19 protein-coding genes and 1 pseudogene are annotated in these 23055 nt (G+C 45.5%); all 20 read right to left on the reverse strand.

Going from position 1 to position 23055, the window contains the following annotated elements; all coding sequences use genetic code 11:
- Nucleotides 1–56: 56 nt before the first annotated feature.
- The 20 genes and pseudogenes from G358_RS0116385 to dagF all read right to left on the reverse strand — a co-directional run bounded on the left by G358_RS0116385 (nt 57) and on the right by dagF (nt 23054).
- Nucleotides 57–602 carry a TlpA family protein disulfide reductase gene (locus G358_RS0116385; RefSeq protein WP_019638324.1) on the reverse strand — a complete coding sequence of 182 codons (546 nt, stop codon included), beginning with the start codon at nt 600–602 and terminating at the stop codon, nt 57–59.
- Nucleotides 599–1339, reverse strand: coding sequence for an ABC transporter ATP-binding protein (locus G358_RS0116390; protein WP_019638325.1), 741 nt, complete (start codon nt 1337–1339; stop codon nt 599–601). The genes G358_RS0116385 and G358_RS0116390 overlap by 4 nt, the downstream gene beginning before the upstream one ends.
- A complete protein-coding gene (locus G358_RS0116395; protein ID WP_019638326.1) occupies nt 1332–2153 on the reverse strand; it encodes an ABC transporter permease in 822 nt (273 codons plus the stop codon). Before G358_RS0116395 ends, G358_RS0116390 begins: the two co-directional genes overlap by 8 nt.
- Before the next feature lie 15 nt (nt 2154–2168).
- Nucleotides 2169–2819: a nitrous oxide reductase accessory protein NosL gene (locus G358_RS0116400; RefSeq protein WP_019638327.1), complete on the reverse strand. Its 651-nt coding sequence runs from the start codon at nt 2817–2819 to the stop codon at nt 2169–2171.
- The gene (locus G358_RS0116405) at nt 2816–4222 is read right to left on the reverse strand and encodes a right-handed parallel beta-helix repeat-containing protein (RefSeq protein ID WP_019638328.1); all 1407 of its coding nucleotides are present in this window, start codon (nt 4220–4222) and stop codon (nt 2816–2818) included. The genes G358_RS0116400 and G358_RS0116405 overlap by 4 nt, the downstream gene beginning before the upstream one ends.
- Nucleotides 4223–4526: 304 nt before the next feature.
- A pseudogene (locus G358_RS34580) lies at nt 4527–4766 on the reverse strand (transposase); the annotation flags it as partial.
- 648 nt (nt 4767–5414) lie between these two features.
- On the reverse strand, nt 5415–6050 hold the full coding sequence (gene pgmB, locus G358_RS0116410; protein WP_019638329.1) for a beta-phosphoglucomutase: 636 nt from the start codon (nt 6048–6050) through the stop codon (nt 5415–5417).
- A 23-nt stretch (nt 6051–6073) separates the two neighbouring features.
- Nucleotides 6074–7771: a glycoside hydrolase family 3 protein gene (locus tag G358_RS0116415; protein WP_019638330.1), complete on the reverse strand. Its 1698-nt coding sequence runs from the start codon at nt 7769–7771 to the stop codon at nt 6074–6076.
- Nucleotides 7772–7794: 23 nt separating this feature from the next.
- Entirely contained in the window at nt 7795–10434 is a 2640-nt protein-coding gene (locus tag G358_RS0116420; RefSeq protein ID WP_019638331.1) for a glycosylhydrolase-like jelly roll fold domain-containing protein, read from the reverse strand.
- A 50-nt stretch (nt 10435–10484) separates the two neighbouring features.
- Entirely contained in the window at nt 10485–11378 is an 894-nt protein-coding gene (locus G358_RS0116425) for a carbohydrate ABC transporter permease (protein WP_019638332.1), read from the reverse strand.
- 24 nt (nt 11379–11402) lie between these two features.
- On the reverse strand, nt 11403–12272 hold the full coding sequence (locus G358_RS0116430) for an ABC transporter permease (RefSeq protein ID WP_019638333.1): 870 nt from the start codon (nt 12270–12272) through the stop codon (nt 11403–11405).
- 259 nt (nt 12273–12531) lie between these two features.
- On the reverse strand, nt 12532–14046 hold the full coding sequence (locus tag G358_RS0116435) for an ABC transporter substrate-binding protein (protein WP_019638334.1): 1515 nt from the start codon (nt 14044–14046) through the stop codon (nt 12532–12534).
- A 115-nt stretch (nt 14047–14161) separates the two neighbouring features.
- Complete coding sequence (locus G358_RS0116440; RefSeq protein WP_019638335.1) at nt 14162–15742, reverse strand: response regulator; 1581 nt, start codon at nt 15740–15742, stop codon at nt 14162–14164.
- A 61-nt stretch (nt 15743–15803) separates the two neighbouring features.
- The gene (locus G358_RS0116445) at nt 15804–17546 is read right to left on the reverse strand and encodes a sensor histidine kinase (RefSeq protein WP_019638336.1); all 1743 of its coding nucleotides are present in this window, start codon (nt 17544–17546) and stop codon (nt 15804–15806) included.
- Nucleotides 17547–17839: 293 nt separating this feature from the next.
- Nucleotides 17840–19579: a DUF5605 domain-containing protein gene (locus G358_RS0116450; protein ID WP_019638337.1), complete on the reverse strand. Its 1740-nt coding sequence runs from the start codon at nt 19577–19579 to the stop codon at nt 17840–17842.
- 364 nt (nt 19580–19943) lie between these two features.
- The gene (locus G358_RS0116455) at nt 19944–20180 is read right to left on the reverse strand and encodes a hypothetical protein (protein ID WP_051107697.1); all 237 of its coding nucleotides are present in this window, start codon (nt 20178–20180) and stop codon (nt 19944–19946) included.
- 53 nt (nt 20181–20233) lie between these two features.
- Nucleotides 20234–20419: a hypothetical protein gene (locus tag G358_RS0116460; protein WP_019638339.1), complete on the reverse strand. Its 186-nt coding sequence runs from the start codon at nt 20417–20419 to the stop codon at nt 20234–20236.
- A gap of 144 nt (nt 20420–20563) precedes the next feature.
- Complete coding sequence (locus G358_RS0116465) at nt 20564–21280, reverse strand: GntR family transcriptional regulator (protein ID WP_019638340.1); 717 nt, start codon at nt 21278–21280, stop codon at nt 20564–20566.
- A gap of 9 nt (nt 21281–21289) precedes the next feature.
- Complete coding sequence (locus G358_RS0116470) at nt 21290–22306, reverse strand: sugar kinase (protein WP_019638341.1); 1017 nt, start codon at nt 22304–22306, stop codon at nt 21290–21292.
- Nucleotides 22299–23054 carry a 2-dehydro-3-deoxy-phosphogluconate aldolase gene (gene dagF / locus G358_RS0116475; RefSeq protein ID WP_019638342.1) on the reverse strand — a complete coding sequence of 252 codons (756 nt, stop codon included), beginning with the start codon at nt 23052–23054 and terminating at the stop codon, nt 22299–22301. The genes G358_RS0116470 and dagF overlap by 8 nt, the downstream gene beginning before the upstream one ends.
- Nucleotide 23055 lies beyond the last annotated feature (1 nt).

Here is a 23055-nt window from a genome sequence, read left to right on the forward strand (position 1 = left end):
CATAGTAATGATCCCTTTCTTTAAACGCAATGAAGCAGGTGATCAAAGCATTCGCTTTAATCACCTGCAGCCGCTTGAACATACGTTTGAAGCTGCTCGCCGCTCGTAATTTCCCCCACAGCGGATTGATGGAGCTTGCCGTCTTTGTCGATAATATAAGTAACCGGCAAGCCCACAATTCCATACAATTGCGACACTTTGCCTGTAACATCAATGATGACTGGAAAATCGAAATGATTCTCCGTCAAAAATTCATTTACCGTCCCCTTGGACTCTCCCGCATTGACAAATAAAGTAGCCACATCCGAGCGATTTGATTGATATACCTCGTTGATCAGCGGCATCTCCTTTACACAGGGTTCGCACCACGAAGCCCAGAAATTGAGTACAACCACTTTGCCTTTGTAATCAGATAATACTACCTTATCCCCATGGGTATTCGTCACTTCAAAATCCGGGGCCATCTCGCCTATAGCGAGTCTTGCCTTTTCTTGCTGCGTATCCCCCTGTCTGGATGAAACAATAATCCAGACGATAGCGCCAAGGGCCAGCAAACCTAACAACAAGGTAACGACTGTGTTTATCCGCACTCCTTTACTCATTGCTGTTCACCTGCTGCAATATGCAGCCCCACACTTTGCTGAAAAGCGGCGTGAAGCGGAAAAGCTCCATGCTGCTGGCGAAAATATTCCACCGTGCCTTCCCCATAATTGCGGCCGTTGTTTAAAAAAACAACATAATCGGCTACCTCTTCCGCAATGTCCAACTGGTGAGTAGAGAATAGCACAGTATGGCCGTCCTGCTTAATGTTTTGCAGCAGGCGGACGAACTCATTCATCCAATAAGGATCGAGCCCATTCGTCGGCTCGTCCATAATTAACAATGGCGGTTTGCCGAGAATAGCTTGTGCGAATAAGATACGCTGCCGCATCCCTTTGGAGAAGGTGTGCACCTGCTTGTTTCGCTTATCCTCCAAGCCTACAATTTCCAGCACTTCATCGACCCGGCTTTTGGGAACCCGGCGCAATGCAGCCCAAAAAGACAAAGCCTCCCCCGCTGTCAGGCCATGGGAAAAATGGAAGTCATCCGGCATGTAACCGATGAGCTGCGAGAACTGCTTGCGACTTTTATTCCACTGCACACCGCCTACTGTAATTTCACCGGTCGTTGGCTGCATAATTCCGGCAATCATGCGCAGAACCGTACTTTTGCCTGCGCCGTTGCCTCCACATAATCCAACAATGCTTCCTGCTTCAACATTCAAATTGATATTTTCCACCAGCGTCTGCTCTTTAATTATTTTAGCTGCGTTGACTACTAGTACAAATGGTTCAGCCACGAGATCGTCCCCTTTCCCAGATCCAATGTACACCTGCAATAGAACAACCAATCCAGGCCAAGCATACGGCGAAAAATATCAAGCTGCCGCCAGGCTGCTGAATCCAGTTGACCCACTCGTAATATTCCGGCCCCAGCACAGAACCCCCGCCGAGCTTAATGACGACAAACAGGCGCACCAGTTCAGCCGGATTGAGGAAAGTTAACACGACCAACAGTGGCTTAATCCATAAATAAGGCAGCAGCCCCAGCACAGAAATCAATATCGTCGTCCAGCCAATTACGGTAAAAAACCAGATCATAACCGAGAATGTTAACGCCTGCCAGCGATTTTTGGATAGAGAGCCGACAAATAGAGCTATCGCTAAAAAGAGCAGCACCAAGCCGCAGGAAAATGCAAAAAAAAGCAAGTAGGTACTCACATCAAACACTTTGCCGATCAGGACGGAAATTAAGCCCATCAAGCCGTAGCCAAAGGAAACAATCGTTAATAATACGACGGATAATCCCACATATTTGCCAATTAAAAAAGACAGCGTGCCCAGCGGATATGTCGATAACAGCTGCCAGCTTCCCTCCTCCTTCTCCCCTGTCAGGGAGAAGGAGCCAAGAAATAAAGTCATGAGCGGGAGCAAATATAAAATAAGGCTTAGCATGGAGCCGGTAATCGCGGAATATCCGCTGACGGCATTTTGTGAATTAACGAGCAGCAAACTAATGCTAAATACAGAAAACAAAATTAGAAAGGAATAGGCCCAAGGATTGCGAAGCCCGATTTTAATTTCTCTTTTTGCTACTTGAAGCATATCAGTCATCTATATCACCATATCTTATTGTTGGCCTTTATCATTATCAGCGTCGTGTTGGGCTTCGTCATGAGCGGCATCATGAGCAGCGTCATGAGCATCCCCGTGGTGCTCGCCGCCATGCTCGGCTTCCTCACCATGCGTATCCCCATGCTCTTCATGTGCTCCGTGCTCTTCATGCGCCCCGTGCTCACCATGATCATGATGATCCATCATATCCTGGTTTTGCTGCCAGCTGTGGTTCGCAAGCTCAGCAGCGCTAAGAATTTGTCCCACGCCTTGCTCTTTCGCAAAAGCTTCAGCAGACGCTTTATCTTTAAAGCTGACAATCCCATAGGCCATCGGCGTACGGATCGAAGCGTCATATACATACGTTGCTTCGTCAAACTCAATCCATTCTTTATCGTTGTAATCACGCACGTAGTCCATGCCGATATTGTCGACGCCGTTCTCCTGCTTCCAGGTGTTCATGCAGCCCAGATCATCAAATTTCAAGCTCTTTCCGTCTTTCGTTACGATCTGGGTTGCAAAGGCATCGTCTTTCACCTGCATATTACATACGACACATACATCCACGTCTTCATTAATCGCCTGTGCCTCATGTTTAGTCTTGCCGCAGCCTGCCGCCAAGGACAGAGTAAGGATAAGTATAATCGCTAATGACCAATTTTTCATGATTTGGATACCCCCGAATATATTATAGTTATTATCGCTGTGCCTAGCAGCAGCGAAGCGATGATCAGTATAAACGTTTGATCAGACAGGACTTTAACCTCCCCGGCATCCCCAGATGATAAGGCTGGCATTGCCGATAATGGATTGATTTTCATCCGCGGTCCGCTGTCCGTCGTCCAGTGCTCCCGGTCATCTGCGTACATATCACTTAGAAACGTCATGCCCGGCGATTGGAAAAACAATTGAAATGCCGGAGTTTTCGCTATTAACTGTTGGTAAAAAGGATTTATCGCATATGGGATTTCGCTGATCCCATCATTATTCAAATCCAAGCCTTGCGCAGAGTCCCAATAGTTGCCATGGATTTCGTTTTCCCCGCTGTTCGTCGCTTCCGCTTCGATCACATTAGCGACAAAATCATTGGCCTGAACTTTGTTGTCTTCCGCTTGTTTAAATTGAATGCCGATGAAATTTCTAATTATAGCGTTCTCTATTAATTGATTGTCTTTAGACAGTTCAATATATATGCCAACCCTGTTGCCTTCGACAAGATTTCTCTCAATGACCGAATTTTGCACATCGAATAACAAAATACCTTGAGAATTTACATTACTGCTTTGCTTTGTAAAGACGTTGTCATAAACATGTATATCCCTTACCCCCATAATCATGGCGCCTGTCATGTTAAACTCACCCTGATTATTATGAATTTGCGTCTTTTCAACATACATGCAGTGAATGCCATAACGGGAGCTGTATAGACGGTTATTATTCACATTCCCTCGATGGCTGTTCTCTAAGTAAATTCCATCCCGCATTCCGGCAATCGTATTTTGTTCGATCCGATAATGATGAGAATTGTAGAGATCGATCCCGTTCCCCTTCTGTCCCAGCTTCGTATCCGCTGTATCTTCTGCCGGCAGCCAGGAGATCACGTTGTCCCGAATCGCAGCATGATCAGCATCCCGCAGCAAAATGCCAAACCCCGCTGTTCTTATTTTCACATCCTCCAGAATAGCTTCATTCGCATGAACTGCGATGGCCGCCGATTCACCGCCGGCAGGATGCTGTAAAATGTTTATCCCTCGCAGGGTGACTCCCGCCGCCTGAATCCGGATGGCCGCTTCCGCTGTATCGTTAGACAAAATGGCTGTCCCTCTGCCATCAATTTTCAGCTTTTTATTAACAATTACAGGCCCTGCGTATTTCTCTTCAGTCAACACGATCGTATCACCCGGTTGCGCCCGGTCGACCAATTGCTGCAGGGAGGGAAGCGGGGAAGGCAAGCCGGCATCCTTCGCCAGAGATTTCGCCAAAACGGAAGGAGCAATACACAACAAAGCTAGATTCAGCAGCAGTACCCAAGCAAGAACCTGAAATATTACTCTTCGTTCGCTTCTCATAAAATTACTCCTGACTTTCTTGTAATTATGTTGAGCTTGACCTGCAACAGTCTATTAACAACCTCCTTACATATCCCTTATCCTTATCCACGCCAAAACAAATTATTTAAATAATATAATAAGCTATAACATTTTTCACTCATATAGCCCGAAAGAGTCTCTTTCCCTATGAAAACACGTCATTTTATGTCATTTTTATGACAATATTTTAAATCTTTAATAATCTCAGTGCATTTAAAATACAAAGACATGTTTCCGCGACGAGTACTCAGGGCGTTCCAACCGATTTTACAGCACCTTATTCTTTGGAGCGGCTTGCCAGCCACATAATGAATGTTCTCTCGAACCGCTTTGGCAATTTGACGGGAGGAGTAAATGCGCTGAGTGTGGGCAGAGAGGATGATTTTCGTGAGCATCTGCGGGTGGTAGCTGTTTCGTGCCACCAGGTTAAGCGGCGTCAAAGACCGCGTCGCTGATGCGTTTAACAGCATCGTTGATTACACGCACAACATGATTATTTGGGATTTCTTCTTCCAAAATCCATTGGCAGAAACAATTAATCCATAGTATATTTCAATGTTCAAAAGAAGCCCTCTAAATGATTGCTGGACAATTCCATTTTACCAAGTATGGGCTTCTTACTTCTTACTTCTTACTTCTTACTTCTTACTTCTTACTTACCCTGCACCCTTTTAATAGTTCGACACTTATCTAATGGATTTATAGTAGTTAGATTCTGCTGTCATAAAGGAAATGTAAATTTAAATGGATTTCATGTCGTTAGAATAGGAAAATTGCCATTATGGAATGGATTCTTCGATTTTAGGTGCGTGAAATCCATCTAATTCCCTGAAGCATGCGTTTAGAGGATCATTAGATACACGAAATCCATTTAGTGTGCAAAGCTTTGTGTACGACAGGTTTGTGCGCGGCAGTCTTTGTGTACGTCAGTCTTTGTGTGCGGCAGCTTTGTGTACGTCAACTTAGTGTACAACCTGTACGACAGGGTATTATACAACAGTTTATGTAAGAGGAGCTAAAGGATGGGGTACAGGCAAGGAAGATAATTGATTCCTAAGAAACGGATAGCTTTTTTTAAAAGAAGGGGGGGTGCCCCCAGCGATCTATGATCACTTTCTGGACACCCCCATCTTCTATTCCTATTAGCCTTTAAAGGTTAGGTTAAGTTAGCTTACCTTATCCGCAGCAGCTCTCTTATGCTCAACAGCTTATAGTGTGCTTTATCACTATTTCGAGCATCACCGATGGCAGCGGCTTTCATTCCGGCACGCAAAGCGGCCTCTACTCCCGCCTCCGCATCCTCTACAACGAGACAATCCTCCGGAGCGACACCGAGCATTTCAGCAGCTTTCAGAAACACCTCGGGATGCGGCTTGCTCTGACTGATATTGTTACCGTCTGATATCGCATCAAATTGGCTGGATAAACCAATTTTGTCCAGAATCAGCGGCGCGTTTTTACTGGAAGAGCCGATTGCTATCTTTACCTTCCGTTCCCTTAAGGTAAGCAGCGTTCCACGGACTTCCGGCAGCAGATCATCCGCGGTCAAGGATGCAAGCAATCCTTTATAAACTTCATTTTTTTGCTCAGCCAACTGCTGCTTCTCTTCCTCCAAATAATCTCTGCTCGCCCGCTCCAGTATAATTTCTAAACTCTCCCTCCGGCTGACGCCACGCAGTCTATGATTAATGGATGAGTTAAACTCAATCCCTTCCTGATCGGCAATTTGTTTCCAAGCTTTATAATGATAACGATCTGTCGATACAATGACGCCATCCAGATCAAAAATTACCGCCTTAATGTTCATCGCACCTTCTCTCCCGTCTCCATTTACAGCTTCGCTTCCCAATAGCCGCAATACGGGTCCACCGGATTTATCCCTTTAAATGAGGAGCGTCCCAACAGCTTGTCTACCACGGCATCTACCACGTATCGACTGCTTGAATAGGCATTAATATACGTCTTCATTTGTGGCACATCTTGCAAATGATAAGGGTTCCCCATGGATACAAAAGCCGTTGGCAGCTCCTGAACCAGAAACGGCATATCCAGCCCCATCGGTGGAGCCCAGTTGATCCGCACCACGGTTTGATTGCTGGCTGTTTCAATGCAGGCATAGTACAGCACAAAATCAAACTTGTCCAAATAGCTTTGAATCGGTGCACTTCGTTCCTCTGCAGCGGTGGCAGCATCAAATATTTCCACCTCAAAGCCTTCCTGCTGCAAACGCTCTATAAATAAAGCATGGGACTGTTGACTTCCGTAATTACTTACGTCCCCAGTCAATAGAAATAACAAAATGCGTTGATGTTCTTGAGGATTGATCGGCAGCAGTCCTTGCGTATCCTTCACGAGGGTGACAGATTCGTCCGCACATTCACGCGCCCATTGTTCATGCTCTTCACAGCGTAGTACCGACAAAGCTTCTGGCGAAGGCACCAAAGTTCCTGCGGCTTGTTTCCGATGCAGTCCGAGCGAAGCTTTGAGCGCCAGGATGCGGGTTACGGCTTCGTCAACCCGTTCCAATTTAAGAAGACCGCGCTCTACTCCTGATAGCATAAACTGATAATCCTCATCTATATTTTTGTTAAACAAAAACATATCACAGCCTGCAGCTATCGCCATGGGCACGGCAAGCTCCCGTTTCTCTGCCATCGTGAAGCCACCCATATTCGTCGCGTCCGTCACGATCATTCCATTAAAGCCAAGCTTCTCCCTCAGAAGCGTCTGCAGCAGCTCAGGAGCCAATGTGGCCGGCTTTAACTCCCTATCATCAATACCAGGAAGGAGCGCGCGTGAATATTCGGGAAGCATAATATGCCCGATCATCACCGTTTTGGCTCCGTTGGCGATCATTCCTTGATACACTTTACCAAAGGTGTTGTCCCATTCCTCTACCGTCATGGAATTAATTGAAATATGCAAATGCTGATCGCGCTCATCAACACCGTCACCTGGAAAGTGCTTAATGGATACAGCCATATCGCTTTCTTGAATTCCCTGCATATAAGCTCGGCTCATCGCCAACACCCGCTCCGGATCAGAGCCGTATGTGCGCGTATTCGTAATCGGATTGCGGAAATTGACATCAATATCCACGACAGGCGCAAACGACCAATTGCATCCGACCGCAGCCCCCTCTCTGCCGCATACTACGCCAAGGCGATAGGCATGATCTACGGAATCAGCGGCAGCAATTTGCATAGGACGACCAAAGAAGGTGCCATCCGAAGCAATTCCATTTCCGCCTGCTTCCAAATTAGCTGCGATTAAGAGCGGAATATTAGAGTTCTGCTGCAAATAGCGATGAACCTCCTGGTTCGCAGCGCCTTCATCCGGACGATACATGATGCCTCCCGGCTGTATTCGTTCCAGCATTTCATTTAATATTCCCGTATCTTTAGTTTGCCCTACTGGACAAAATAGCTGACCGATTTTCTGCCGCAGATTCATTGAAGATAATGTAGACTCTACCCATTCAACGTCCTCATCCTGCAGAAAAAACGGGTTGGCCCGCAAATCTACCATGACAATTCCCATCCTTCCGTAAATTAATAAATTATTTTAACAGGGCCTAACAATCCGCTTGGCTCCTGTTGGATAAAGCGGGAAAGCGGGTCCGGCTTCTGCTTGACCAGCGTATTCGTTACTTCAATAACCAGCCGGTTGCTTCCGCTCTGGACATGGCCGGTAATATCCAGCAAATATGGCGGGCATATTATGGCCCCTACCGATTGCTCATTCACCCAAACCTCGACCGTTTCGTACACACTTCCTAAATCAAGCTTGCAGCTGCTATTTTCATCAGCGATCCAAGCAAATTGCGTTTCATACCGGAATGTACCAGAAAATTGAGGGAGACGATCCGGACTGCTCATATTGCCCAGCATATTTATCTCCTGCCATGTGGCGAATACAGGGTATTGCTCTGAAGTCGCGATTCCTACCTTCCAAGGACCTTTAATTTCAAGTTCCTTATGCGAGACAGCCTTCAACTCACCCGTTTCCCTCTGTAAAAATAATTCAGAAATTGATTCAAGCCCGTTTCCTGATACAAATACGGCGGATTCGTAGGGAGAAAGCCGTAGAGGAACGGTTAATTTACCGGCGGAGCTTTCTTCTTTAACCCCTAAGACTTTGTTATAAAGCGCATCATATTTCCATATCCCTACATCTTCGGCCAGTGGAAGCTGCACCTGCGCATGGACGTTATTTGACGGGTGTTCATTGAAAAACATAAACAGTTCAAAACCTGGCTGCTCATAGTGGTAATAACGCAAAAACGGCTCTTCTCTGCTGACAACAATTTCGTTCCAGCCCTTTTGCTGTACATAGGCGGACAGCTCGCTCAACGGCACAACTGCTGCATGAGGATGGACCGACAAATTTTGCAGCAGCTCCGATACTTCAGCTCCCTCACTCGACCGCTTCGGCAGCGCATCTACAAATAAAAGCGGCACTCCTTGCTCGGCTATATTGTGCAAACGGTGCAAAAGCTGCTTCGGCAAAGCTTCAGCAAACGGAATAATTATACATCTGTAGTCCTCTATGCCCACCATCAACTTTTCGCCCCGGACTTGGGCTAATTCCAGAAGCGCATCGATCGGCAGGACGTCGCAATCAATTTGGTTGCGTGCCAGCTCTTTCACCGGCCTATGAAAATACATACTTGCCCCCGACCATTCGGCTTCGGCATGATACAGCACGGCTGCCGTAGCCCGATGCCGTCCCCCGGACAACAAGTGACTCATCCGATTCGTATAATGATTTAATATTTTATAATAGCGATACTGCGGATTTTGCCCTCGCGCATAGAAATGAGGAGGACAGTCCGGATCAGGGAATTCCTTTTGGGAAAACGCATGCGGAATGAAATAGTTGACGCCCCGTACAAGCATATGGTCCGTTAACCACTTCATCAGCTTCAGCCCTTCGGCCCAACCATAGGCACCAAACACCTCGGCAACGGTACGGCCCTTTTTCTTAGGATCAATATGTCCTAGCGAAGAGGCGAGCTTCGCTAAGCCATAATGAAAAAACTCGCTGTCTGTTTCTCCAGCAATCCATGTGAATGGCGCCTCATCAAAGCCTGGAACAAGCTGCCAGAGCACGACGTCTACCCCCGACATGTCCTGTCCGGCCATCGCCCGGAAGAAATGCCCGGCACCGCAGCCCAAGCGGGCATGAACGTTATTGTCTTCAATAATATGGCCGATGTATTCCACCTTCCTGTCCCGGCACCAATCACCGAGCTGCTCGGAAAAGTGACGCCCATACAGCCTGCTCACCACATCCATGTAGGTATAGCGAACAGCACTGGTAGTATCTTCATCTGCTTCATACCACAGTAAGGGAAGGTACTTCCCGTAACCTGATCCGAATGCGGATTCCAAGTTTGACAGCAGAGCTGGACTCCAAGGAAGCGGAACTCCTTGTTTGCCAAGCGCAGATTGAAAATCATACGTCATAGGATCGTTGTAAAAGCCAGGCTCATCTGAGAAAAATCCCGCAAAGGTCCCGCCAAAGTCATCACGGTATCGTTCGTAGTACGCCTCATATATTGCATCAATCAATACACGCACCGAATCGGCCACAAGCGGATTGACATAGTCATCATATTTCCGATCCGGTCCTACGCTTGTTCTGATCAGAATAAAAATCCGCCAAAACCCTTCTGGAACAGCCCAATACAACACATTGTCCTGGACCATAGCGGACACATCAATCAGCTCTCCGGTCAACCTATAATTCCCCGCATCCCGCTTGGCGGCAATGACACCTTCCACCATTTCTCCATCTGATAACCACGGGTCAAGCAAGAAGGAGGTTTCCTGTCCCGGACCTAATGCATCGATATGGCGTTCAACTAGATACATCCTACGCAGCTCCTGCGGTGCATCCTTAAGCTTCCCTCCCGCATGACCGGTAGGAAAATGATCATCGTCAAATACCCAAACCCGCATCCCCCGCTTGCGGGCTTCATCCATGACCACGTCCATATCCGCCCACCAGAGCGGACCAAGAAAGTCAGGATGAGGCCGCGATTCAATACAAACTGCGCGGATACCAGCCTCATAAATGCGAGACATCTCTTCGCGGATGATCGCTTCTCCCTCACCACGCTGCCACATAAAGGGCAAGATATAGTTGCTTTCCGTCCCTTCCAGCACGTCCCTTAAACGCTGAACCAAGTTGCTCCCCTCCATCGTTGTGAGTGTAATTACCGGATGAAACCTTGTTATTAGCCTTTCACTGCTCCAATTGTGATTCCTTTTACAAAATATTTCTGAAAGAACGGATACGCCAGCAAGATCGGAATGACGCCAATTACCGCAATCGCCATGCGAAACGTTTCTGACGGCAGGTTGTTGAGCGCCTCGGCAGATTGGGAGGACAGCGCACTGTTCGTCGATAAAAACTGAATATCCGTCATAATCCGGTTCAGCATGCTTTGCAGGCTAAACAATTTCGGCTCCGTAATGTAGATCAAGCCATTAAACCAATCATTCCAATACGCGATACCTTGAAATAATCCGACCGTAGCCATAATCGGCATCGAGAGCGGCAGAACGATGCTGTAAAATGTTCTAAACACTCCTGCTCCGTCCATATTCGCTGATTCAAGAACCGGAGTCGGGATCGTTGTCATAAAAAATGTTCGCATGAGCAGCACATTGAACCCATTCATCAGCAGACTAGGTATGATCAGCGCTTGAATCGTATTTTTAATTTCAAAAATTTGCGTATAAATAAGATATGTCGGTACGAGTCCTCCATTAAACAGCAAAGTGAAAAATACAAAAAACGACAGCGGATTGCGCAGTGGAAGGTCTGGACGCGATATCGGATAGGCCAGCAGCGATGTAATGACCAGGCTGACTGCCGTCCCCACCACAGTTACAAAGATCGTTATGCCATAGGCTCTAAAAATATCTGCAGATTCTTTCCACAAGTACGTATATGCGTTGAACCCAAACTTCTCAGGAAAAAAAGAGTAGCCATTCGTTACTATTGTCGTCTCATCCGTGATCGAAGAAATAAAGAGCAGCAAAAACGGTAAAATGCACGCTGCGGAATATAACCATAAAATCGTATGTCCGATCCATTGCCAAGCGCGGGTCTCTTGATTAACCACCTTGTTGTCCTCCCTCAATATTTGTTAAAATAAGGCATTCTCTTTATTAATTTTGCGAACAATGAAATTAGACAGGAGCACCAGGACAAACCCGACTAGCGATTGATATAGGCCGGCAGCGGAAGACATCCCAATATCGCCTAACTGCATCAAACCACGGTACACATATGTGTCGATGACGTTGGTCGTATCATATAGCGCTCCCGAGTCCATCGGCACTTGATAGAATAACCCGAAGTCCGAGTAAAATATCCGGCCAACAGCCAGGAGAGTCATAATCGTGATGACAGGGGCGATTAGCGGAAGTGTTATCCTTCGAATTTGCTGCCATTTCGAAGCTCCATCCAAGGTTGCAGCCTCATAATACTCCTGATCGATCCCGATGATTGCAGCCAAATAAACAATGCACAGGTAGCCTGCGCCTTTCCACGTATGGATAAACGTTAAAATATATGGCCATACGCCCGGCTCGTTATACCAAGATTTCGGCTCCATTCCGAGCATCGGCAGCACCGTGTTGTTCATGAAGCCGTTGTCCATACTAAGCATGGCAAAGACTAAGTAACTGATAATAACCGTAGAGATCAAATACGGCAGCAAAATAACACTTTGATAAAATCTTGATAACAGCTTGTTTCTTATTTCATTCAGTAAAATGGCGACGCCTACAGCTACAACCAGGTTCAGTATGATAAATACAGCATTGTACACAATCGTATTGCGGGTAATAATGTAAGCATCCGACGTCTTGAACAAATATTCAAAGTTTTTTAGTCCAATCCAGTCACTGCCCCAAATTCCTTTAACGAAATTGATATCTTTAAAAGCGATAACCAGTCCAAACATCGGCATATAGTTGTTAATAATCAGATAGACCATACCCGGAATGAGCATCAAATAGTACGGTAAATACTTTTTAAATGTTGTTCTCCTCTTTACGCTTCGTTCAGGATTCACTTCTCTTCCCTTCTTTCTTTTTTCAACTTGGATGTACTTTTATCTTAAGAAATTTGCAACGGGCACACTAACTCCCATTCGACTTTTTATTAACACGATTTCGACCTCGGCCGCGGATATCAACAGGAAAAAAAAACTGCCTGACAGGTCATCGTAAATGACATGCCAGGCAGTCCAAGCTGAGTCCTATTTTCGACTATTGAGTGCTAGCCCACTCATCCAGCTGCTTTTGCTTTTCGGCTATAATTTTATCAATACCGGATGATTTCAATTTAGAATTGAAGTCAGACAAAATTTCCTCTGGAGCTACGCTCCCCGTCTCCAGAGCCATCTTATATTGATTAATCACATTCGTTACGGCTGCATATTCAGTCTTTACAGGTTCCGCATTAAACGAGAAGCCCAGTGCCTTGGATTTAACGGCTTCATTATTAAAAGTCTCCATTTCCTCCCAAATGTTCGGATCATCACCCTCAAACACGTAGGACAAGAACTGATTTCCGAACATAAAGCCTTGATTTAACGTATAGGCTACGTTCGACGCGTCGATTCCTTCCGGATATTTGATAACATTGCCGGATTCAATCACATAGTCCTTTCCTTCAATCCCCCAGTCCAGCAAATTTACGATATCCTTATCCGTATAAATTAAATTCAAAAATTCCATCGACTTTTGAGGATTTTTGGCATTTATCGGAATTCCCCACATAATACTGGTCACGGAAGCCGTCGTTGCATAGGCTGGCGTTAACGGTACCGTTACAAGCTCCATTCCCGCCGATCTGCTATCCTGAAGCGCCATGCCGGGTTTCTGGTTAACCAAATAACCCATACCTTTATTGGCCTTTAACAAAGCTGTATTCGTATCTTTATTAGTCGCAGCATCCTTCAGTATATAACCTGCCGTATACCAGCTTCTTAATTTTTGCACAAAATCGGCATATTCAGGAGTCTCAAACAGATTCACCACTTGTAAGCCGTTATCATAATCCGGTAATACGCCGATACTGTCGCCAAGCGGATCAAACCACTTATAGCTGTCTACAAAAGAAATACCAGCAGTTTGCGGAACTAGCGGTGTCATATTCGGTTCATGGTCTTTGATCGTCTTGAATAAGCCGTCAAGGTCGTCCAGCGTTTTAATCGCATCAATATCGACGCTGTACTTATCGATCAGGTCCTTACGCAAATTTATTCCGTAATTAGTTGCCAGATCCCGGTTTGAAGGGACTGCGTAAATTTTTCCATCGACTTTAGCCGCATTGATAAAGCTGTCGTCAAACACCTCTTTGATTCCTTGCCCATACTGTTCAAGCAGTTCATCCAATTCCTGAAGCTGGCCTTTCGAAACATAGCTCGTGTAGTTTCTCCCGGATACATACATGACATCCAGCTTTTCATCACTAGACAGCATGAGATTGGATTGCTGTGTCCATGATCCGATATTAATTGGCGTAAGCTTGATCGTCGCGTTGATTTTTTCCAGTGTAATTTCATTGATCGCATCCTGTACTTCCTTCAAATTACTTGGTATCGCATTGAATGCGGCGAAGGCGACATTCAGCTCATATGGAGGTTCTTTCGCCCCTCCGTTTCCAGCTGATGACGAATTCGGCGAGCCAGCCGTGTCGCCCTTCCCCCCTCCACAAGCAGAAAGCGCTATCATAACAACCGCCAAAACGATACTTAACCATTTTGATCTCAATTTCATTTTTCTCCCCCATATCAGTATGTTATTAGAAACTAACTTGATTCTACGATGCTGGAGAGTGTTTCACTATTCGCATTTCGACTTTTCATTAGCACGAATTCGACCAAGCCGCTCTTTAGCCCCGTTTTCGAAAATCACTCGGATTCAATCCTATGTATTTACGGAATACTTTTGTAAAATAAGATAAATTGTTCATCCCTACATAGGTCGCCACTTCGGTTACAGGCATATCAGTCTTGCTTAGGAGCTCCTGAGAAATTCGCAGGCGTTCCTGAAGCATATATTCTTTCATGGACACTCCTATTTCCTTCTTTAACAAACGATCCAGGTAATCAGGATGGAGATAAAATTGATTAGCGATTTGTTCTCGGCTCAAATCTTGATCAAAATGCTTGGTAATAAATGTCCTGACTTTGTCAGCCACAGAGTGCGATTGTTCCACATCTTGAATGTAATCCATTGTCTTCATGACAATATGATGAATCCAATTCAGCATATCGACCACTGAGCGCCCTGCACCGGCGGACAACTCGATTGATCTGCTGTCTTGAAACAGTTTATGGGCTTGAATGCCCTTCTCCCTCAAAACAAAATATACAATTTGCATGAAGTCATGATGGAATTGATGCATAAACGAGACGTCGATCTCAGAATGCTGTACCGTTTTGTTCATAAATTGCTGGACCTCCAAAATCACTTGCTCGTATGCCCCCTTCACCAGCATTACTAACCATAATTTCATATCCGGCATTGCAGCAGGAGTCGATATTCGAGGCTGCTCCCCTCTTAAAAACACCTCATTATAATAGGCCACATTATTTTTCTGCATCGTTAACAGTTGGCGCACCATTTCAGGCAATCTTTCCATCAAAACCCGGTCACCGACATAACAGGCCAGATCACAATAAAAGTATGGATAGCAGGAGGATACGTACGTCCTTAAATTATTTTTTATCTCGTTTATATTTAAACTGTAATCATTCGGAATCATAAGAACTGCCAGAAGTTCATTGCGATCCAGAGACAGCATTTGTACATCGAGCTGGAGATTTTGTAATGTCTCGGCAGCAGCTTTCTTTAATCCATACTCAAGTATCTTTTCATCACGTAAAGTCAAGGACTTATGCCAACGCTGAACATGAATCAAAACAGGCAGCACACTCATTTCTATCGGGTAGGAAATCTTTCTTTCCTCCATCGCTTTCTGAATGGCCGATAGATTTGCCGGAATAACGAGATTTACAATGTCGAGCCAAAACCGCTCGATAAACAATGGATGGTGCTGCACCCAAGATCGGCCGTACTGTGCCAGCTCTCTTTCTTTGCGAATTTTTCCGATCGCTTTATTCATTACATTTTCTAAATCTTCCGGCGGCAGCGGCTTAAGCAAATAATCCAAGCTGCCCAGTTGAATTGCTTGCCTGGCGAAGGAAAAATCAGCATGACAGGTCAGAAATATCGTTTCTGTCTTCGGGTAATGCTCTCTGACCCAAGACAACAGATCAAGGCCGCTGTCTTCCGGCATCTCAATATCACAAAGCATAATGTCAATAAAATGCGATCCAAATACATTCTTTGCCTGTTCGGCGTTATATGCTGTAAAAACATCGGATATTCCCAGCTCGTCCCAATTTACTGCTGACTTTACACCTCTGACCGCCAGGGGCTCATCGTCGACAATTAGCAGGTTATACATTCCAGTAACCTCCTTTTATGGCAAAGTGTCATCCTTGTCTGCATCAAGCCTGTACGCCGTATCATTGATCCGTCTGCAGCGGAAGCCTAATTTCGACCACCGCCCCCGAATCGGTTTGATTATAAAATGACATTACTGAACGTTCACCGTACAATAAGCGCAATCTATGCCACACATTCCAAATCCCGATATGCTCCCCCTGCTCATCAATAATCCGTTTACCCGCCTGCAGCTCCAACAGGATGTCATCAGGAAATCCCTTGCCCGTATCCCGGATGATGATGCGGATATGCGGGTCTGAAAAGGACGGCTGCATCACCGTCTCAATCTCGATGGATAAATACAACGGATGATCCACCTGAGGCGCATGTTTAATGGAGTTCTCGACAAACGTCTGGATCACAAGCGGAGGCACATATACTTTAGATAACGCTTCAGGCATCTTTATCTCATAGCTTAATGATTCCTGGAATCGCAATTGCTGAATTTGAATGTAATTGCGGACGTGATCTAATTCCTCCTGCAAGGGAAGTAATGTTAAATTGCTGCGGAACATGTACCGAAAATAACGAACCAGACGCAGCGTCATTTCCTTGATCAGCTCATAATCGTTTACGAGCGCCAAGTTATAAATAATATTTAAAGTGTTAAGAAAAAAATGAGGATTAATTTGCAGCTGTAAATGCTGGAGCTCCGCTTTTTGTTTACTAAGCTTTTCTTCATACACATTAATTTTCAGCTCTTCAATTTGAGCCATCATATGGTTAAAGGTTTTATTCACTAATTGAAACTCATCGGACGTCGGGTGTGATTCAATTCGAAATTTGACATTTCCTTCACCGATCCGATTCATGACAGATACGATTCGCTTTAACGGAATAAGCAGGTTATTTCGAATAAACATCAAAAAACCGGGAATAAGCAGTAGTCCAAGAAAGGATAAAATATATACAATCCGATTTAAATAAGGCAGGTTTTGCAAAATTGTTGCACCGGGAATCATCACCGCCAAACTAAAGTCACCTTTTTTTGACTTTTCGCCAACGATAAGAAATTCCTTTTTTGTCCCGGTTAAATAATACTCGTTAAACCCTCGAGTCAAATCAACGTCCTGTGTATCAATTTCACTCGAGCTTATCATCGGGATTCCTTGATCGGTTATTAATAACGAGGCTCCGTTCTCTCCCATTGATATGTAGGTGAGAGGCATCATTAGCGTCTCTGCTTTCACCCATGCACCGACAAATACGCTTCCTAATTGCTGGATTCTAAACAGATAATATTCGCCGTTCAGCTGTTTTACGTCCCATCCGTAATAGGATGGTCGTCCATTCAATACGGCACCGCTTAATTCCGAATGAATATAGGATCGCAGTATTTCTTTTTCATTGTATGTAATCCGATCGTTACTAACGATATCGAGTAAATCCGCCCTGTTGGAGGAATAAATAAAAAAAGAATCTACTCTATACATAAGAACATCGGTTGTCAGTTTATCGGATAAATGCGTCTTGGCCAGCATGTAGTCGTCAGGCGTTAGCGGGCGCTCCATAATCTGGAGATCCATATTCGATGAAATCAGAGTGTTAAAATATTTGTTCACTTCTTCCAGCCCATTATCGATTTGTCCCATATACAGAGACATCATATTTTTATTCGACATAGCAACCTGTTCACGAACAACATGAATAGCGTAATAATTATTATAGAACAGTAGAATGAATAACGGGATCGTGACTGTCAAAAAGCCGATGACTAGTTTAAATCGAATTGAGTTCCAGGCAGTCTGTTTAAGCAGGCGCATGATGATACTCCCCTTTTACTCACACTATGTATGCTCTTATTTTTATCATAATTATACAGTAATCTAATTGTAGACTTGTGACTATCATTTCGTCGACCGATTTCTTGTACAAACTCGACCTCATCTGTTCAACACGAAATAGGACTGTCTCATAAGACTTTTAGCACTGCTGGAAAATTAAGCCATTTACAGGCCGCTTTTGTCCGCCATGTAAAAATAAGGTTGCCCTCGAAAGTCATGTTATAGTGATGGGCAACCTTATCTTATTTATCGAAACAAATATTTTATTGATGTTATACTTTCGTCATCCTCACAGCGATATACTGTTTGCCCGGCAGCTCGATACGGAACACGCCTTCGTAGGTACCTGTCTGCTCTTCAATGGTCATATTCCATGTATCGATCACCTCCACTTTGTATCGGATACCCGGTTTCATCGAATATTGTCTGAAGCGAGGCTGATTAAAGCCATAGTAGAATAAATAATATTCGTCAGCGACGCCTGCTAATGGAACGTCCCACTCCGATTTGAGCGGATTAAGGCCTTCTGCAGGGCCTTCCTCCATTATTCTCCGCAAGAAAGCGATACGATCCGGACTACTGCCATGCAGTTGTCCCCCTTTGGACCACCACAAAATATCGTCCGGGTGCAAATATGTTTCTCCATGCCCTGTATACCCGCCACGTACGGCACCTTCCCAGAATCGCCTTGTCATCTCTTGACCCGTTATATTTCCCCAACCTAAATCAATATCACCTTCATACGCGCATTCGTCGATAACGATCGGCTTGTTCCATTTTCTACGCCATTCGTCGGTGTATTCCGCCGTCTTATACACATCAACACGCTGGATGCTGCAATGGGTTATCCACGGGCGGCTATAATCGTAAAAATCAAAGCAATTATGAATCGAGATCAAATGCTGCACCGGGTCATTCTCGGTAACGATTTTTGCATAATGCTCCCAATCCTCCGGTTCTTTCGCCCACATCAAATCATATTCATTAGCAAGGGACCACCAAACATTACGGTAAGCTGACAAACGGGCAGTGACATATTTTAAATAACGATCATCAGCAGACTTTTTCATTTCTGAAAATCCCCAACGATCATAAGCATGGAACAGGATAAGGTCCGCTTCGATCCCAAGTTGACCCAATTCGGCAATTCGCTTCTCCAGATGACGGAAAAAAACAGGATTAAACCGCGTAAAATCCCAGCCTTCTTCAATAGAACCCTCATAAGGATAGTAAACAGGCTCATTCGTATTGAATTGATACGATTTCGGAAACACGCACATACGCATTTTATTGAAAGGGGACGTCTTCAGCGTCTTCAAGGTCAGCTCCTCTAACTCCTCACCCTGATGTGTCCATACATAACATGTAGTACCTACTGGAATATAAGGAGTTCCGTCTTCGTAAGCAAAGTGATAAGTATTTTTTACGCGTACAGGTCCATGGTTACCTGCTGAAGCGGCGGTACATATAAATTGTCCCTCGATCCCCTCAAGGGATCTAGCAGTGCTCTTCGTCCTATATGTCCATACACCTTCTTGATCCGGCATGAATCGAATACGATATATCCCTTCACCGTCATAAAACCCTAACGCCTCCATTACACGGCCTTCAAAGGTAAACTGTGCACTTAATTGCACATCAACAAATGGATTACCATGATCCGGGCCATGAAGCACAAGCTCGAATAACCCCCATTTTTCCGCCTCTTTTGGCGCTTGGACAGGCGCAGATCCGATCGCAACGTCTTCATGCTCATAATTGGCAGAAGGGATGATTTCTTCATCAATTTCAGGTTCAACCTGTACGCTCGAAAGCTCTTTTAGAACGGTATCCAGCATCTCTGAAGACCATGTCCATGCCCCATTGGATGTAGCGAATTGGGGGACAGTACTCCTTTTGATAAAGGAGAGAAATGGTGATGATGAGAGCTCCGGAGCATACTTCAGCAATATTTCACGTGCTATAGGATTCGCCCATATTTCACCGATTTTCGAAAATTCATTAAATACCATGTGATATTCCTCCTTAAAAATCAAATTCAATATGACCAGACCAACTAAACACTTCATTTTGTTAAGTTAAATAATTTAGTTCGTTATCTATTGAAAACATACTTCATTGTCACCCTATCACTGATTTATTAGGATGTCAACGCTTTCTTAATGGTTAAATCTAATCATGTTTACTTAAATAAACTAAATTAATCATCGTATTGTTTAGTATCGTTTATGTATACTCTGAGAGGACGGACAGTTTACCCTAACTTTTAACTCTGCTTTTGGATATGACCCAATCAATAATTTTATATAGGGAATCAAATAAGAGCAAATAAAAAGCAGCTCTGCCTTAGAGCTGCTTCCTAACCGGGAACGTAAACTATCTCTTGCCCTTTTTCGCACGGTAATTCGCGGAACAGAAAACGTCCTTGGTTTCGAACGTATATTGATGGTGAGGAATCGGGACACAGTGATGTCTGTTAATGAATTGAATCTGGTGAATCACCGGGACGATCTGGGGATGATAAAAATCTTTTACCACATACTGAGGAGGATCAATAATGGCCTCGCCCGGCGGGCAGCAAAATTCTCCCTTGTGATGGAGCGCATTTCCCATGATTTCTTCTCCTTTCAAATAATGTCCACTATCATCATATGCGGACACATTTTTCATGATTGGACAGCTGCCTCTAATTGTTCATCCCGCCCCTTCAGCTTAGCCAAAGCCGTATTCTGCGAGCTGCCGCCATTTGAATGGCAATCCGGCAGGCTCTGCGGCGATTTCAACTCCCGATTCCAAAATTCCCAGCTCCTGTATTGATAACAGCCCAATGGAATCATTTTGGCTACAGCCAAAACTAAACGGCCTTCGCCCATGGATTTCAGGACTAAGGCCGTCTAATTATTGTTTTGTATTGTACTGTCTTCTTGACAGGACGCGGTTCAGAAGCGGTAAACCGCTTGCAGGAACAGCATCCTTTTTAGATTCATGCAACTAAATTACACATCGTAATTCACGATATAGTTTTGCAGCTCCGTATTGTAATATCCCACGCTAAATTCCCTTACCTTGCCGTGTTCATCGTAAGAATAACGCGATCGCTTTAGCAGGGGCAATCCCTTGCTCCCGAGCTGTAAAATCTCCTCCGCCTCCGGCGGCGGAACAGCTACCGAGAACTCGTCGCGCAGCCTGTCCAGAGAAATGCTTTGCTCCTGAAGCAGATCGTATAAGGATCTGGCATTCAAATCAGAAAGCTCCAATTCGTCTATAATCATAGCCAAATAATGCGTATAGTAAATGTAAGGCTGGTCATTGAGATAGTACACTCGTTCCAGCCTTAGACATTGAGCGCCAAATAGCAAATGCAGTTCCGTCCCCGCTTCATTGCGCATCATTTCTGCACGCAGCCACTGCTTGTTGATCCGATGTCCCTCTTCCACCAAAATTTCCGTGAAGTGCTTCCATTTCGATAGTTTAGAGGCGGCCTTATTGCGGATCACCTTGGTTCCTTTTCCGCTGCCTTTTTCGAGATAGCCTTCCTGGACGAGTTCTTGAATTGCACCACGAACGGTAATTTTGCTTACAGAAAACTCCTGCTCTAATTGCGGCTCAGAGGGGATGTTCTCCCCCAAGGGGTAAACGCCGTGCAATATCCGATCCTTTAAAATATCCCTGATTTGCAAATATAAAGGTTTATCCTTTCTGGACAGGCTCACTTCATTCCACTACCTTTCTACGTCGCGCGCGGATTCCGTCATGGCCCGCAATATTTCCTCCTCGGTTGCCATGGGGGTATCGCCCGACACTGTATGCGCCAGCATGCCTGCCGTCGCCGCAAACGAGACCGTCTTCTCAGGCAGGAAGCCCTCCAGTTCGCCATGAACGATCCCGCTTGTAAAGGCATCCCCGGCACCTATTCTATCATAGACACTGAACGTCAGCATGTCTGAATAAGTAAAGCTCTCATCCTTGTACAGATAGCCGCGCAAGGAATGCGAATTATCGTTATGGACCTGGCGGTGGGTTCCAGCAATGACCGGGATTTGATATTGCCCGGCAACGACCGGGATCAGCTCCTTAAGCTGCTCTTCGCGCTGCTCCTTCTGCGTGCTTATACCTAGCGTGTAGATCGCATCCTTCTCATTCATCATCACGATGTCCGCCAGCCGCAGCATTTCCTCATAATGCGGCTTCGCCTTGGCATATCCGCCTTCACCCCACAAAGACGGTCGGTAGTTGCAATCGAAAATAACGAGGCCTCCCTGCCGCTTCACCGCCTGGGCCATTGCTTTCATATGCTGCCTGACGCCATCGTTCATTGCCAATGTTATGCCGCAATAATGAATCGCATCTATTCTCCGGGCAATATCATCATAGTCATACACACCCGCTGGTGCTGTATTAAAGCTGCTGTCCAAGCGATTGCTATAAGTCACCCGGCTCGGTCTAGCGCCATAGCCGTTCTCAAGAAAGTACATGCCGATATAATTTCCGCCTCTTATAATACAGGATGTCGAGATTCCCAATTTACGCAAATAAGCTGCGGCCGCCTCACCTAACGGATTGGCTGGCAAGCGGGAAATCAGGCTCCCCGTATGTCCGAACCGCGCCAACGCCGAGGCGACATTCACACCGGTGCCGGAAAAGGTATAGTGCAGCGTGTTGCCCTGCGTCAGCAGATCATATCCTGGAACCTGCAGACGCATCATGACCTCGCCAAAGGCGGCTATCCGTTTAGGCATACTGATCAGCCAGCCTTTTCATGATGGACAGCAAATGACGCATGTCTTGGACATTCGTTTTTCCCGATACCTTGTCAATAATTGATGAATATACGTGAGGGATAACCTGTTGAACCCCGGATTCAAATGCAATCCGCAGAATAACCTCGAAATTATCCATATCGATGCCCCCCGTCGGTTCGAGGGCAAAACCTTCCGCAGCACAGCCTCTGGCTACGGCACGGAATTCCTCTTCACGGCTTAGTCCCTCCATCGGGAAATATTTCAGGGCATTGCCGCCCATATCGCGGACGAGGGATATAGCCGCGCGAATCGGCACGATGGCTTGCTCACTGCCTGCCGTACTAATTGGGCCTGTTGAAATATTCACATAGCCAGGGCGCCCTGTCGGCGATACCAAACTATTAATCCAGCTATCCTTCTCCCCGAGATTAGCCCGGGTTGCTCCTACGGCAGGAAATACCTGATTAATATGGTTGCCGGGATAATGTTTAGCGATTTCCGCCACCACTGCCGCTTGACGATTATCGCCAGCCCCCAGTCCGATCGATACCGCCTCATCGATTTCCCGCCCATACTGTCTCATAGCAGCAACGGCTTCTTCCACCGTGGCATAGTCCTTGGATAGTACGCCTACTAGTACGTACCCTTCAGCGGCCTCGAAAACTTCCTTGGCATTTTCAACGTCCTTGGCCAGCACATTTAATGCGACTCTGCCTTTATAAAAACGTTTGGCGATCTGTGACATA

Source organism: Paenibacillus fonticola DSM 21315, assembly GCF_000381905.1.
Lineage (GTDB): Bacteria > Bacillota > Bacilli > Paenibacillales > Paenibacillaceae > Fontibacillus > Fontibacillus fonticola.

Coding starts and splice junctions, on each gene's coding strand:
- G358_RS0116435 (WP_019638334.1), bottom strand. CDS start 14,046: ATGAAATTGAGATCAAAATGGTTAAGTATCGTTTTGGCGGTTGTTATG.
- pgmB (WP_019638329.1), bottom strand. CDS start 6,050: ATGAACATTAAGGCGGTAATTTTTGATCTGGATGGCGTCATTGTATCG.
- G358_RS0116430 (WP_019638333.1), bottom strand. CDS start 12,272: ATGCTCATTCCGGGTATGGTCTATCTGATTATTAACAACTATATGCCG.
- G358_RS0116400 (WP_019638327.1), bottom strand. CDS start 2,819: ATGAAAAATTGGTCATTAGCGATTATACTTATCCTTACTCTGTCCTTG.
- G358_RS0116415 (WP_019638330.1), bottom strand. CDS start 7,771: ATGGTAGATTTGCGGGCCAACCCGTTTTTTCTGCAGGATGAGGACGTT.
- G358_RS0116450 (WP_019638337.1), bottom strand. CDS start 19,579: ATGGTATTTAATGAATTTTCGAAAATCGGTGAAATATGGGCGAATCCT.
- G358_RS0116405 (WP_019638328.1), bottom strand. CDS start 4,222: ATGAGAAGCGAACGAAGAGTAATATTTCAGGTTCTTGCTTGGGTACTG.
- G358_RS0116470 (WP_019638341.1), bottom strand. CDS start 22,306: ATGCCTAAACGGATAGCCGCCTTTGGCGAGGTCATGATGCGTCTGCAG.
- dagF (WP_019638342.1), bottom strand. CDS start 23,054: ATGTCACAGATCGCCAAACGTTTTTATAAAGGCAGAGTCGCATTAAAT.
- G358_RS0116395 (WP_019638326.1), bottom strand. CDS start 2,153: ATGACTGATATGCTTCAAGTAGCAAAAAGAGAAATTAAAATCGGGCTT.
- G358_RS0116440 (WP_019638335.1), bottom strand. CDS start 15,742: ATGTATAACCTGCTAATTGTCGACGATGAGCCCCTGGCGGTCAGAGGT.
- G358_RS0116445 (WP_019638336.1), bottom strand. CDS start 17,546: ATGCGCCTGCTTAAACAGACTGCCTGGAACTCAATTCGATTTAAACTA.
- G358_RS0116455 (WP_051107697.1), bottom strand. CDS start 20,180: ATGGGAAATGCGCTCCATCACAAGGGAGAATTTTGCTGCCCGCCGGGC.
- G358_RS0116385 (WP_019638324.1), bottom strand. CDS start 602: ATGAGTAAAGGAGTGCGGATAAACACAGTCGTTACCTTGTTGTTAGGT.